The organism is Xanthomonas campestris pv. phormiicola (assembly GCA_025666215.1).
GTDB classification, from domain to species: domain Bacteria; phylum Pseudomonadota; class Gammaproteobacteria; order Xanthomonadales; family Xanthomonadaceae; genus Xanthomonas_A; species Xanthomonas_A campestris_A.
In genome coordinates, this window is the sequence record CP102593.1 from 3,583,082 (window position 1) to 3,595,993 (window position 12,912).

Here is a 12,912-nt window from a genome sequence, read left to right on the forward strand (position 1 = left end):
CGCCAGGCGGGACTCAGGCCTTGCGCAGGAAGCAGGTCTTCAGCACCAGGCCCTTGATCTTGTCCGAATTGCCTTCGATGTGCTCGGCATCGTCCTCGACCAGGCGGATGCCGCGGATCACCGTGCCCTGCTTCAGCGGGATCGACGAGCCCTTGACCTTCAGGTCCTTGATCACCACCACGGTGTCGCCGGCCTGCAGCATGTTGCCGTTGCTGTCGCGCACCACGGTGTCCGCGGCGGAGGCGGTGTCCGCCGACTGCGGCCACTCGTAGCCGCAGTCGGCGCAGATCCACAGCGCCCCGTCGACATAGGTGTTTTGCAGCGTGCATTGCGGACAGGCGGGTGCGGCGGACATGGCGTTCCTTGATACGGCGACGACGGGAGGACGCCTATTGTAGCCGCCCGCTCCACGCCGCCGCGTGCCGCGCCCGGTCCGCTCTTCCCGCAGGAATCCCATGTCCGCCGCTTCCGGTTCCCGCTTCGCGATCTATGCCGCGCTCGCCGGCAACCTGGCCATCGCCATCGCCAAGTTCGTCGCCGCCGCGCTGTCCGGCAGCTCGGCGATGCTCAGCGAAGGCGTGCATTCGCTGGTGGATACGGTCAACGAGCTGTTGCTGCTGTACGGCCTGCGCCGCGCCGCGCGGCCCGCCGATGCCAGCCATCCGTTCGGCTACGGGCGCGAGCTGTACTTCTGGAGTTTCATCGTCGCCCTGCTGGTGTTCGCGCTCGGCGCCGGGGTGTCGTTCTACGAAGGCATCGCGCATGTCCGCAATCCGGAGCCGGCCAGCAACCACACCCTCAACTACGTGGTGCTGGGCCTGTCGATCCTGTTCGAGGGCGCTTCGTGGTGGGTGTCGCTGCGCGAGTTCCGTGCGCGCAAGGGCGCCATGGGCTACGTGCAGGCGTTCCGCGAGAGCAAGGACCCGAGCCTGTTCACCGTGCTGCTGGAAGACAGCGCCGCGCTGATCGGCCTGTGCATCGCCCTGCTGGGCCTGCTGGCCGCGCAGTGGCTGCAGATGCCCGAGCTGGACGGCGTGGCCTCGATCGGCATCGCCGCGGTGCTGGCCTGTTCGGCCTTCGTGCTGGCGCGCGAGAGCAAGGGCCTGCTGATCGGCGAACCGGCGGCGCGGCCGCTGAGCGATGCCTTGCGCCGCATCGCCGGCGCCGATCCGGACGTGCGCGCGGTCAACGGCGTGCTGAGCGTGCAGATGGGGCCCGAGCAGGTGGTCGCCGCGCTCAGCGCCGAGTTCGAGGACCAGCGCAGCACCGCGCAGATCGAGGCCTGCATCGAACGCATCGAACGCGCTGCGCGCGCCGAATACCCGGAATTGCAGTCGCTGTTCGTCAAGCCGCAGACGCCCGAGGCGTGGCAGGCGCGACGCAGCGCGTTGCGCGCGCCGCCGCCGGCCTGAACCCGCGATCCGGCGTGCCGACTTGCGATCCGCCGCCGCTTTTCGTTAGGGTATTCGGGTAGCACCTCCCATCGCGCTGTGACTGTGCCGGCGTATCCCACCTTCCTACTGAATGAGGTTTCCCATGGAGATCGCCAACGGCCTTGTCGCCACCATCCACTACACCCTGACCGACGATGCCGGCGAGGTGATCGATCAATCCGCGCCGGACAATCCGCTGAGCTATCTGCACGGCGCCGGCAACATCGTGCCGGGGCTGGAAAAGGCGCTGACCGGCAAGCGCCCCGGCGAACGCTTGCAGGTCGACGTGATCCCGGCCGAAGGCTACGGCCCGCGCCACGAGCAACTGCAGCAGCAGGTGCCGCGCAGTTCGTTCCCGGATGCCGAGGGCCTGGAGCCCGGCATGCAATTCCAGGCGCAGACCGACCAGGGTCCACTGCTGGTCACGGTCGCCGAAGTCGGCCCGGAGCTGGTGACCATCGACGGCAACCACCCGCTGGCCGGACAGGTGCTGCATTTCGCGGTGGAGGTGGCCGGCGTGCGCGAGGCCACCGAGCAGGAAAAGAACCAGGGCCACGCGGGCGCCGCGCTGTAACCGTCCGCCTCCCTGCTGGAAGCGCACTAGGCCCGCAATCGCGGGCCTCGTGCATTGTGCGACGGCGGCGGCGCGCCCTGCACCGGGCGCCGGCCGGCTTGCGCCGCGCTGCGGCTTGCCGCACAGTGCGCGGCCCCCTGCCCGGCCCCGCAGCGACATGAGACTCGGCATCGATTTCGGCACCAGCAACTCCGCCGCCGCCGCGGTGATCGATGGCCGCGTGGTGCCGATCGGCTTCGGCGACCAGCACCAGTTCCGCACCACCGTGTACTTCCCGGAAGTGATGCGCGATCCGGCCGATTTCGAGCTGACCCCGGTGCTGGAGCGGCAGGTGGACGAGCTGGTCGAGGCCGGCCGCCGCGATGCGGCCGCCGCCGGGCGCGAGCGCAGCCGCGACGAATTGCGCCGCGACGCGATCCGGGTGGTGCGCCGGCAATGGATGGAAGCGCAGATGCGCGAGCCGCGCAGTTCCGCGGCGCTGCTGCAGAACGCGGTGTACGGCGACGCGGCGCTGGATGCGTATTTCGTCGAAGGCGAAGGCAGCCTGGTGCAGAGTCCCAAATCGATGCTCGGCTACAACCTGCATCCGCGCGCCAGGCAGACCATCACCGGCATCGCCACGCACATCCTCGAGCACATCCGCCTGACCGCCTCGCAGCAACTCGGCGTGCAGGTGCGCAGCGCGCTGCTCGGGCGCCCGGTGCAGTTCCGCAGCTCGATCGGCGAGGCCGGCAACGCGCAGGCGCTGCAGATCCTGCACAGCGCCGCGATCGCCGCCGGCTTCGACGACATCGCGTTCCTGGAAGAACCCGCCGCCGCGGCGATGCACTACCACGCCGGCAGCGGCGAGCGCCACGACGCGGTGGTGGTGGACATCGGCGGCGGCACCACCGACATCGCCCACGCCAGCGTCGGCGGCGACGGCGCGCCGGACGTGCATCGCGCCTGGGGCATCGCCCGCGGCGGTACCGACATCGACCTGGCGCTGAGCCTGGCCAGCTACATGCCGCTGTTCGGCCGCGGCAGCACCCGCGTGCCGGCGCACCACTACGTCGAAGCGGCGATGGTGCAGGACACCACGCGCCAGCGCGATTTCCGCCAGCATCGCTACGACGAAGTGCCGCACCCATACGACACGCGGCTGCAGGCATTGCAGGACACCGGCAACACCGCGCGCCTGTACCGCGCGGTGGAGCGCAGCAAGATCCTTCTCAGCGACAGCGCGCAGCACGAGGAGGCGCTGGACTACATCGAAGCCGGGCTGCAGGTGCAGGTACGCGCCGACGAACTGACCCACGCCGCACGCAGCTATCTGGAAGCGCTGGGCGAACTGCTCGCGCAGGTCCGCAGCGACATCGGCCGCGAGCCGGCCGCGGTGTTCCTGACCGGCGGCATGTCGCGCGCCGGCTACATCCAGCAGGTGGTCGCCGCCGCGTTCCCGCAGGCGCGCCTGGTGCACGGCGATCCTTCGTTCGGCGTGGTCCAGGGCCTGGCCCTGGCCGCCGCGCAGCGCTGACCGGCGCAGGCCGCAGCGCCTCGCCGCGCCGCCGCAGCGCGCGCCGGCGCGGCCGCGCGTGCGCAAGGCGCTAGCGCAGGTTCCGTTCATACGCAAGAGGCGCGACTGGCGTAATATGCGCGGTCACGCTTCAGCGTCACGTTTGTACACGCGTCTCGTCCGGCCGTTTCTGTCGCCCGACTCGCCCCTCTTCTCGCGCCAGCCTCCGTCCCGCTTCGGGCCGGACCCACCGGGAGCGCCTGTGTCCGGCTACACCACCCAGATCAACACGCTCAACCTGGGCGGCCAGGACTATCGCATCCGTTCGCTGCTCGACACCCAACAGTTCTCCGATCCCGACGCGCAGGCCGAAGCGGCCGGCATTTCCTCGGCGCAATGGAGCCTGTTCGGCAACGTGTGGCCGGCCGGGCGGCTGCTCGCCGAAGCGATGGCGCTGTACGACGTCGGCGGCAAGCGCATCCTCGAGATCGGCTGCGGCCTGGGCCTGGCCAGCCTGGTGCTGCGCCGCCGCGGCGCCGACATCGTCGCCAGCGACCGCCATCCGCTGACCGAGGTGTTCCTGGCCTACAACGCCGCGCTCAACGAACTGCCTGCGGTGCCGTACCGCCGCCTCGACTGGGACCAGCCCAACCCCGAGCTGGGCCGTTTCGACGTGATCATCGGCAGCGACGTGCTGTACGAACACCAGCATCCGGCGCTGCTGGCCGAGTTGCTGGCGCGGCATGCGACGGCGAGCGCGGAAGTGCTGATCGCCGATCCGGGCCGCGGCAACAGCGCCGCGCTGACCCGCGCGCTGGCCACGCAGGGCTACGCGCTCAGCGAACAGCGCGAAATGCCGTTGGGTCCGGACGATCTGCCGCCCTACCGCGGCCGCGTATTGCGCTTTCGCCGCGATGCCATGCCCGTCGGCGGCAACGCGTGAGCGCGCAACCGGCAACAGCGCGCGCCCCGGCCGAAAAATCCGTCGCCTGCGATCGCTGCGACGCGATCTGCTGCCGCCTGACCGTGCTGCTGATGCCCGACGACAAGGTGCCCGACCACTACACCGAGCACACCGCCGAGGGCCTGCACGTGATGGCCCGCGACGAGGACGGCTGGTGCGTGGCGGTGGACAGCAAGCGCATGTGCTGCTCGATCTACGAACAGCGCCCGGCGATCTGCCGCAAGTTCACGATGGCCGGCCCGTATTGCCGCGACATCCGCCGCATCCACAACGATCAGTTGGCGCGCGGCATTCCCCTGACGATGTACTGACTCCAGGAGATTCACCATGGCACGTCCCACCAGCAAGACCCCGCCCCCGACCGCCAAGACCGTACGCAGCGGCGCCGGCGACAAGGCGCAGAAAGGCCTCAGCCGCGAGCGTATCGAGGCCGACATGGCCGCGTTCCGCAAGGCCGGCGGCCGCGTCGAAGTGCTCGGCACCACCCGCGTGCTGAAGAAAGTCGACGAAGCCGAAGCCGGCTGAGCCCGCGCGCTGCGGCACCGCCGCAGCCGATGTCGGCGCCGTCTTCACGGCGCCGGCCGATAGAATCCAGGCATCTTCGTTGCGATAGACGCACGGCATGCTCCTGCGATCCCTCTCCGCCGAACTGGGCCAGCCGGCCTGCGGCAATTGCCGCGATGGCGAACCGCTCGACTTCGGCATCCGCATGGCGTTCCAGCCGATCGTCGATGCGGACGCGCGCACGATCTACGCCTACGAGGCGCTGGTCCGCGGCGAGGACGGCAGCGGTGCGGCCGCGGTAGTGGCGCGGGTCGGCCCGCAGCAGCTGTACCGCTTCGACCAGACCTGCCGGGTACAGGCGATCGCCACCGCCGCGCGGCTGGGCCTGCGCACCCGGCTGTCGATCAATTTCATTCCCAATGCGGTCTACGAACCGGCGACCTGCATCCGCCTGACCCTGGCCGCGGCCGAGCGCTATGGCGTGCCGACCGGCGATCTGATCTTCGAGATGAGCGAGTCCGAGCACATCCGCGACCTCGGCAAGGTGGCGCGGATCCTGCGCGACTACGCGCAGCGCGGGTTCCTGACCGCGATCGACGATTTCGGCGCCGGCCATTCCGGACTCAACCTGCTCGCCGATTTCCAGCCGCATCTGCTCAAGCTGGACATGGCCCTGATCCGCGACATCGATGCCAGCGCGCCGCGCCGGCACATCGTCGCCGGCATCGTCGGCATGGCCGCGGCGCTGGGCTGCCGGGTGCTTGCCGAAGGCGTGGAAACGCCCACCGAGTACCGCACGCTGCGCGCGCTGGGAATCGGCCTGTACCAGGGATACCTGTTCGCGATGCCGGCGCTGGAGGCGCTGCCGGAGATCCCCGCAGAACGCTGGGACAGCCTGGAGCACAGCGCCTGAGCGATGCCCTGCAGCGCATGCGCTGCAGCGTTGTGCTGGCAGCAATGGCGCTGGCTTCGCGCCATCCGCACTTGCCCGATGCGGCGACGATTGCGACCATCGCGCCTGCCCCGCCACCCCGACACCGCCGATGTCCTCGCTCCGCGCCATGCTGCCGCCCTCGCTCCACCGCTGGCTGGACCTGATCGTGCCAGGCGCGCAGATCGCGCTGATCGTGCTCGGCGCATGGTTGTTGCGCACCCTGCTGCGGCGGCTGGTACGGCGATTGAGCGAACACCACGCGTTGCCGCCCGAACTGACGATGCTGGCGCGCCGCGGCAGCGGCTTCGTGATCTACAGCACGGCGCTGCTGCTGATCCTGGACCGGTTCGGCGTGTCCGGCACGGTGCTGTGGACCGCGTTCACCGGTTTCGCCGCAGTGGCGGCGGTGGCGTTCTTCGCGGCCTGGAGCGTGCTGTCGAACATCTTCTGCACGCTGCTGATCTTCGCCACGCGGCCGTTCCGCCTGCACGACCACATCGAACTGCTCGAAAACGGCGAAAAGCCCGGGCTCAAGGGCCAGGTGGTGGACATCAACCTGATCTACACCACGCTGCGCGAGCGCCATGGCGACGATGGCGACAGCGTGCTGCAGATCCCCAACAGCCTGTTCTTCCAGCGCAGCACGCGGCGCTGGCGCGGCCACCCGGTGCCGCCGGGACTCGGCTAGCGCGCAAGCGCACGTCCTAACAAGACACTGATCGCACGAGCGGTATCGTGCCTGGCTCGTGCGCCGCCGTATCGCGGCACGCGCCCCAACGACAAGGTGCCCCATGGAACAACCCGTCCACCCGTTCGCCGAGCTGTTCGCCCAGTTGGGCCTGCCCAATAGCGAAACCGAGATCCGCCAGTTCATCGGCCGCCATTCGCCGCTGCCGGACACGATGCGGCTGGAAGAAGCGCCGTTCTGGACGCCGGCGCAGGCGCAGTTGCTGCGCGAGGAGCGCATCGACGACGCCGACTGGGCGATGGTGGTCGACCAGCTCAACATCGCCCTGCACTCGCGGCCGGTACCGCCGGTCGGCAGCGCTGCCAACGACGACTGAGCGCCCGGCACCGCTGGCCGTCAGCGCAGCTGGCTGTCCTTGCTGCCGCGGCGGTTGTAGCCGCTGTGCTCGTGCCGTTCGCGGTCGTGCGCTTCCTGGCAGGCCACGCACAGGCGCACGCCGGGCACCGCCTTGCGCCGCGCCTCGGGAATCGGCGCATCGCAGGACTCGCACCGCTCCAGGCTCGGCCCCTGCGGCAGCTGGCTGCGCGCGCGCTTGATCGCATCTTCGACGGTGGCGTCGATCTGGTCCTGCACCGCGCCGTCGTTCGCCCATCCTGTCGCCATCGCCGTCTCCTGCCGTGTCGCCTGTTTCCGATGATGCGGCCGGCGCCCGGCAATGCAATGGTGGGCGCCTTCACATTGCCTGGGGATTCAGTCGGGACTCGGGACTCGGGACTTGGCAAAGCCCAAGAGCGTCGCCAAGTCCGAAAAACCCGCGCTTATCGCGGAACGACGTCCGTGGCGAAAGACGACGAATCCAGGATCCCGACTCCCGGGTCCCGCCCAGCCAGAAACCGCTGCAACCGCGGCACCACGAAGTCCAGGAACACGCGTACGCGCTGCGGCAAGCGCGGGCCGCCGCGATAGAGCGCGTGGATCTCCTCGCTATCGCCTTCCACCGCGTCCTGCAGCACTTCCACCAGCCGGCCCGCGGCCAGATCGTCGCGCACGTGATAATCGCCCAGCCGCGCCAGGCCGATGCCGGCGACGGCCATACGCCGCACCGTTTCGCCGTTGTTGGCGAGCAGCGCGCCCTGCACCGTGCGATCGACGATGCGGCCGCTGTGCGCGAGCGGCCACACCGGTGCGGCGCGGCGGAAATTGAAGCCCAGGCAGCTGTGCCGCGACAGCGCGTCGATGCTGCGCGGCGTGCCGTGGCGCGCCAGGTACGCCGGCGCGGCGACGATCTTGCGCTGCGCCACGCCGACATGCCGCGCCATCATGCTCGAATCCTGCAAGGCGCCGACGCGGAACGCGACGTCGGTGCGATCCAGGTACAGATCGACCATCTCGTCGGACAGCGAAAGATCGACCACGATCTGCGGATGCGCCTGCCAGAACGCCGGCAGCAGCGGCTCCAGGCCGAGAATGCCGAACGCCACCGACGCATTCACCCGCACGCTGCCGCCGGCGCTGGCCGCGCCGCGGCCGAGGTCGCGCTCCACGTCGTCGAGTTCGGCGAGCAGCGACAGGCTGCGCTCGTAGTAGACCTGGCCCTCGGCGGTCAGCGACAGGCGCCGGGTCGAACGCTCGAGCAGGCGCACGCCCAGGCGGGTCTCGACGCGACCGATCAGCTTGCTGACCGTGGACGGGGTCATGCGCAGCAGGCGTGCCGCCGCAGAGAAACTGCCGGCATCCACGACCCGCAGGAACACCTGCATTTCGCCGGCCCGATTGTCCATTGCGCCCAACCTGTGAATTCGCTTCACAGATCATAGGCCGGCGCGACGCATTATCAAATCCGTCGCCGCGGCCTATCGTGGCCCGTACCGGCCGAGTTGTATGCCGAAGTCTTCCACCAGGACGCATCGGCAATGCAGCGAGCGCCCATGGCTCTGCTGGCGGCAGCGCACGCGCCGGGCCCGTGGCCGCCGCGCGCAGCGCGCGCCGCGCCCCGTCTTTTCCGCCGGATGCGGCCAGCGCCGCACCGCTTCCCTCTCTCTCACCGAAGGATGCCCTCATGGATCTGCAACTCCACGGCAAGACCGTTCTGGTCACCGGCGCCACCGCCGGCATCGGCCTGGCCATCGCCCGCACGCTCGCCGCCGAAGGCGCCGAGCTGATCATCTGCGGCCGCAACCAGGCCACTCTGGACACTGCCGCCGCCAGCATCGGCGGCAACGTGCGCTGCGTGCTGGCCGACCCGGCGACCGCGCAAGGCGCCGCGGCGCTCACCGCCGCGCTGCCGCAGGTCGATGTGCTGGTCAACAACCTGGGCATCTACGAATCCAAGGAATTCGGCGAAATCAGCGATGCGGACTGGCTGCGCTTCTTCGAAGTCAACGTCCTGAGCGGCGCGCGCCTGGCCCGGCACTACCTGCCCGGCATGCTCGCGCACGACTGGGGCCGGATCATCTTCATCTCCAGCGAAAGCGCGGTGCTGGTGCCGCCCAACATGATCCACTACGGCATGACCAAGACCGCGCAGCTGGCCATTTCGCGCGGCCTGGCGGCGACCACCAAGGGCACCCGCGTCACCGTCAATGCGGTGCTGCCCGGCACCACGCGCTCGGCCGGCATCGAGGCGTTCATGCGCAGCGTCGCCAGCGATCCGGACATGCCGCCCGAGGCGATGGAGCGCGAGTATTTCGCCAAGGAACGCGCCAGCTCGCTGATCCAGCGCATGATCGAGCCCGAAGAGGTCGCCAGCCTGGTCGCCTACGTGGCCAGTCCGCTGTCGGCGGCGACCAATGGCGCGGCGCTGCGCGTGGATGGCGGCATCACCCCGACCATCGTGTGAGCCGCGGCGCGGCGTGTGTGCAGCGGCAATGGATCGGTCCGCAGCAGTGCCACGTTCACAGGCGAGGTCCGCTGCGCCCTGTGCAATTCGCGGCGCGGCGCATCGTGTCCGCGCACGCCGCACGCCGTTTTTCGCGCACGCCGAGGGGTGACAAGCGTGGCGGTGCCGGCGGCTACCAGATCAGGTCGTCCGGCACCTGGAAGCGGCTGTAGTACGCGTCGTCCTCGTCGCTGGCCGCCGGCGCGGCCTGGGTGGTGTCGAGCACGATCGCGGCCGGATCGCGGCTGGCCACCTTCTCCACCACTGCGCGCGGGATCGCCGCGTAGCCGGCATCCAGGCGCGCGATCGCCGCCGCGCCGCCGATCAGCTGCGCGCGCAGCGCCGCATCCACCCGCAAGCGCTGGATCTTGCCGGCGTCGGTGAAGTGGTAGTCGATGTCGCCATCAGCCTTGAGCTTGTGCTGATCGATCAGTTGCCGCGCCTGCGCGCGCTGCTCCTGCGCCCGCACCTGCGCATTGCGCTCGGCGGCCAGCGCGCGGTCGCGCTCCACCCGTTCCAGCCGCAGCCGCTCGCTCTGCAACTGCTCGGCGCTGGGCGGCGGCGGCGCCTTGCCATGGCGCGCCTTGGCCTGCTCGCGCGCGACCTGCGCCACCTGGTTCTTCTTCACCAGGCCGGCCTTGAGCAGTTGTTCCTGCAGGGGATTGCGCATCGGGAAAATCCAGTCGATCCAAGACGTTGGCCGGCATGATACCCGCTGCGGCCGGGTCCCGGCCGCGGCCCCGTGGCGGCGCCAACGGCTCGTCCCGGCGGCCACGGCGCGCTATCGTGGCGCCATGCAAGCGCTGAAATACCTCGCCGGCTATCCGCCGCATGTGCAGGACCAGGTCCGCGAACTGATCGCGCGCGATCGCCTCGGCGAATGGCTGCGCAAGCGCTACGACACGCCCAATCCGGTCCGCAACGACCGCCAGCTGTACGCCTACACGCTGGCCCTGAAGGACCGCCACATGCGCAGCTCCGAGCCGCTGCACAAGGTGATCTACGACAACCGGTTGCAGGCGGTGAAGCACGCGCTCGGCACCCACACCAGCGTCTCGCGGGTGCAGGGCAGCCGGCTCAAGGCCAGCCGCGAGATCCGCATCGCCGGGGTGTTCCGCGACGCGCCGGCGGCGTTCCTGCAGATGATCGTGGCGCACGAACTGGCGCATCTGAAGGAAAGCGCGCACAACAAGCCGTTCTACCAGCTGTGCACGCACATGGCGCCGGACTACCACCAGCTGGAATTCGATCTGCGCCTGTACCTGACCCAGCTCGATCTGGCCGGCACCGTCGACCGCTGAGCGGCGCCGCGCATGGCAGTGCGGTGACGGCTGCACGTACACTGCCCTGCCCTGATCGCCGAGCCATTCGATGTCCGCCCCTACCCGCCTCGACAAATACGTGGCCGCCATGCTGCCGTGCTCGCGCAGCGAAGCGCAGCAGTACATCGAGGGCGGCTGGGTCAGCGTGGACGGGGTGGTGGTCGAGGAACCGCAGGCGGCGGTGACCACGCAGCAGGTGACCCTGGCCGCCGACGCGCAGCTGGGGCCGGTCGAGCCGGCCACCCTGCTGCTGCACAAGCCGGCCGGGCTGGGCCTGGACGCCGCCCTGGCCCTGGTCACGCCCGCTACACGCAGCGACCTGGACATGGCCGACGTGCGCGTGCTGAAGCGCCACTTCCTGCGCCTGAACGCGCCGCTGCCGCTGGAAGACGCCGCCAGCGGTCTGCTGGTGCTGAGCCAGGACGGCCGCGTGCTGCGCCGCCTGACCGAGGACGCGACCTCGATCGAACAGGAATTCGTGGTCGAGGTGCGCGGCGAACTGAAGCCTTACGGCATGCTGCGGCTGGCGCACGGCCTGGTCTACCGGCAGCGCAGCCTGCCGCCGTGCAAGGTCAGCTGGCAGAACGAGGACCGCCTGCGCTTCGCGATCAAGCACGTGCAGCCCGGGCAGCTGCAGCACATGTGCGCCGAGGTCGGGCTGGAAGCGATCAGCCTGCGGCGCCTGCGCGTGGGCCGCATTCCGTTGGGCAAGCTGGCACCGGGCGAATGGCGTTATCTGCCCGGCGGCGAGCGCTTCTGAGCGATAACGGTCAGGACGGATGCTGCGCTAGCACAGCGCGCTTACGCATTCGCGCCGTCTCGCACAACTGGGCCTGGTCGCGCAAAGTCCCCCTGTCTTGCGGCCTATTGCGCGGCTCGCCGCCGGCGGCAGACACTCGCCGCGGGCACAAGGGGACCGACATGATCGCAACGATTCTGGCAGCGGCGCTGGCGTTGGCGCCGACCGATGCTGCCGTGGCGCAAGCCGACCTGCAGTTCGCCGCTGCGCGCATCGCCGCCGATCATCCTGGCCTGGCTCCCGGCGTGGATCCAGCGCTGGCCGCGCAGGCGCGGCAGGCGGCGCGCGCGGCGCAGGCCCAGGCGCGGCGCATCGTCGATCGTGCCGGCTATGCCCAGGTCATGCAGGCCTATGTCGCCTCGTTCGGCGACCCGCATGTCGCGATCGAGCTGGCCTCGCCCGACACCGCCGCCGCGAGCGCACCCGCACCCGCACCCGACACCGCCGCGCAGGGCGCATTCGAACACCTCACGCCGACGGCCTGGAAGCTGACCCTGCCGACCTTCTATGCAGGCGATCCCGGCTTCGAAACGACGCAGGCCGCGATCTCCGCGGCGGCGGACGCGCTGCGCCAGCACACGCCCGCCCTGCTGATCCTGGACCTGCGCGGCAACGGCGGCGGCGGCGCGGCGCCCGGCGATGCGGTGCTGGCCGCGATCTGGGGCGAGCAGGCGCTGCCCGCGCTGGACCGCCGCCGCGCCAGCGCCTCGCTGTGGCGGGTCTCCGACGGCGTGATCGACAACCTGCAGACACGCCGCGCGCGGATCGCCGCGCGCTATCCGCAGGAACTGCCCGGCTTCGACCGCTTGCTGGACGGCCTGCGCGCGGCGCAACGCCAGGGAGAGGCGCTGTTTCGCGACCCGCTGCCGAGCGCGGCCGGCGGTACCCCGCCGCGCGGCGGCCCGGCACGCATCGTCGCGATCACCGATGGCGCCTGCATCAGCGCCTGCCTGGATTTCATGGACCGGCTGCTGGAAGGTCCCGGCGTGGAGCAGGTCGGCCAGCCGACCGGCGCCGACACGCTCTATACCGAAGTGGAAAGCGTGCCGTTGCCGAGCGGACGCGCGACGTTGCTGCTGCCGATGCAGCGCCTGCAGGGGCGCCAGCGCGGCGCGATGCAGGCCTATGCGCCGCATGTGTACCTCGCCGACGACGCGGCGGTGAGCGCCTGGGTGCGCCGCGAAGTGGCCGCGGTGTCGCCCGCCAACGGCGCGCCCTAGCGCCTTGGCACGATCGCGATCGGCTGATCCGGCTGCGCCGAACGCCTGGCCGCGGCAACGCTCAAGGCATGTCATCGCTCCACGAGCAGGTGCTGTTGCGT

17 protein-coding genes are annotated in these 12,912 nt (G+C 70.2%); 13 read left to right on the forward strand and 4 right to left on the reverse strand.

Translation table 11 applies throughout. The features are described from left to right. Nucleotides 1–13: 13 nt before the first annotated feature. Entirely contained in the window at nucleotides 14–355 is a 342-nt protein-coding gene (locus NRY95_14845; GenBank protein UYC15001.1) for a zinc ribbon domain-containing protein YjdM, read from the reverse strand. A gap of 100 nt (nucleotides 356–455) precedes the next feature. Here NRY95_14845 and NRY95_14850 point away from each other — a divergent pair, with 100 nt between their 5' ends. The 9 genes from NRY95_14850 to NRY95_14890 all read left to right on the forward strand — a co-directional run bounded on the left by NRY95_14850 (nucleotide 456) and on the right by NRY95_14890 (nucleotide 6,968). Then, nucleotides 456–1,412, forward strand: a complete 957-nt coding sequence (locus NRY95_14850) for a cation diffusion facilitator family transporter (GenBank protein UYC15002.1) — start codon at nucleotides 456–458, stop codon at nucleotides 1,410–1,412. A 124-nt stretch (nucleotides 1,413–1,536) separates the two neighbouring features. Further along, nucleotides 1,537–2,007 (forward strand): peptidylprolyl isomerase, encoded by a 471-nt coding sequence (locus NRY95_14855; GenBank protein ID UYC15003.1) that lies wholly within the window; start codon nucleotides 1,537–1,539, stop codon nucleotides 2,005–2,007. 157 nt (nucleotides 2,008–2,164) lie between these two features. After that, the gene (locus tag NRY95_14860) at nucleotides 2,165–3,523 is read left to right on the forward strand and encodes an Hsp70 family protein (GenBank protein UYC15004.1); all 1,359 of its coding nucleotides are present in this window, start codon (nucleotides 2,165–2,167) and stop codon (nucleotides 3,521–3,523) included. Nucleotides 3,524–3,764: 241 nt separating this feature from the next. Next, nucleotides 3,765–4,445, forward strand: coding sequence for a protein N-lysine methyltransferase family protein (locus tag NRY95_14865; GenBank protein ID UYC15005.1), 681 nt, complete (start codon nucleotides 3,765–3,767; stop codon nucleotides 4,443–4,445). Next, the gene (locus NRY95_14870) at nucleotides 4,442–4,777 is read left to right on the forward strand and encodes a YkgJ family cysteine cluster protein (GenBank protein ID UYC15006.1); all 336 of its coding nucleotides are present in this window, start codon (nucleotides 4,442–4,444) and stop codon (nucleotides 4,775–4,777) included. The genes NRY95_14865 and NRY95_14870 overlap by 4 nt, the downstream gene beginning before the upstream one ends. Nucleotides 4,778–4,793: 16 nt before the next feature. Continuing rightward, entirely contained in the window at nucleotides 4,794–4,991 is a 198-nt protein-coding gene (locus NRY95_14875; GenBank protein UYC15007.1) for a hypothetical protein, read from the forward strand. A 97-nt stretch (nucleotides 4,992–5,088) separates the two neighbouring features. Then, complete coding sequence (locus NRY95_14880; protein ID UYC15008.1) at nucleotides 5,089–5,883, forward strand: EAL domain-containing protein; 795 nt, start codon at nucleotides 5,089–5,091, stop codon at nucleotides 5,881–5,883. A 130-nt stretch (nucleotides 5,884–6,013) separates the two neighbouring features. Further along, nucleotides 6,014–6,592: a mechanosensitive ion channel family protein gene (locus tag NRY95_14885; protein ID UYC15009.1), complete on the forward strand. Its 579-nt coding sequence runs from the start codon at nucleotides 6,014–6,016 to the stop codon at nucleotides 6,590–6,592. Between the two features lie 103 nt (nucleotides 6,593–6,695). Beyond that, complete coding sequence (locus tag NRY95_14890) at nucleotides 6,696–6,968, forward strand: DUF2789 domain-containing protein (GenBank protein UYC15010.1); 273 nt, start codon at nucleotides 6,696–6,698, stop codon at nucleotides 6,966–6,968. Nucleotides 6,969–6,988: 20 nt separating this feature from the next. Here the strand turns inward: NRY95_14890 and NRY95_14895 are convergent, their stop codons facing one another. Both NRY95_14895 and NRY95_14900 read right to left on the reverse strand, forming a co-directional pair. After that, nucleotides 6,989–7,255, reverse strand: coding sequence for a DksA/TraR family C4-type zinc finger protein (locus NRY95_14895; protein ID UYC15011.1), 267 nt, complete (start codon nucleotides 7,253–7,255; stop codon nucleotides 6,989–6,991). Nucleotides 7,256–7,410: 155 nt separating this feature from the next. Then, nucleotides 7,411–8,373, reverse strand: a complete 963-nt coding sequence (locus NRY95_14900) for a LysR family transcriptional regulator (protein UYC15012.1) — start codon at nucleotides 8,371–8,373, stop codon at nucleotides 7,411–7,413. 278 nt (nucleotides 8,374–8,651) lie between these two features. Here NRY95_14900 and NRY95_14905 point away from each other — a divergent pair, with 278 nt between their 5' ends. Beyond that, a complete protein-coding gene (locus NRY95_14905; GenBank protein ID UYC15013.1) occupies nucleotides 8,652–9,431 on the forward strand; it encodes an SDR family oxidoreductase in 780 nt (259 codons plus the stop codon). A 172-nt stretch (nucleotides 9,432–9,603) separates the two neighbouring features. Here the strand turns inward: NRY95_14905 and NRY95_14910 are convergent, their stop codons facing one another. Further along, nucleotides 9,604–10,140, reverse strand: a complete 537-nt coding sequence (locus NRY95_14910; GenBank protein UYC15014.1) for a DUF2058 domain-containing protein — start codon at nucleotides 10,138–10,140, stop codon at nucleotides 9,604–9,606. 124 nt (nucleotides 10,141–10,264) lie between these two features. Between NRY95_14910 and NRY95_14915 the strand changes: the two genes are divergently transcribed. From NRY95_14915 to NRY95_14925, 3 genes are all read left to right on the forward strand, one after another. Further along, a complete protein-coding gene (locus tag NRY95_14915; protein UYC15015.1) occupies nucleotides 10,265–10,771 on the forward strand; it encodes a DUF45 domain-containing protein in 507 nt (168 codons plus the stop codon). A gap of 70 nt (nucleotides 10,772–10,841) precedes the next feature. After that, a complete protein-coding gene (locus NRY95_14920) occupies nucleotides 10,842–11,552 on the forward strand; it encodes an rRNA pseudouridine synthase (protein UYC15016.1) in 711 nt (236 codons plus the stop codon). A gap of 161 nt (nucleotides 11,553–11,713) precedes the next feature. Then, complete coding sequence (locus NRY95_14925) at nucleotides 11,714–12,811, forward strand: S41 family peptidase (protein UYC15017.1); 1,098 nt, start codon at nucleotides 11,714–11,716, stop codon at nucleotides 12,809–12,811. The last annotated feature ends 101 nt before the right edge of the window (nucleotides 12,812–12,912 follow it).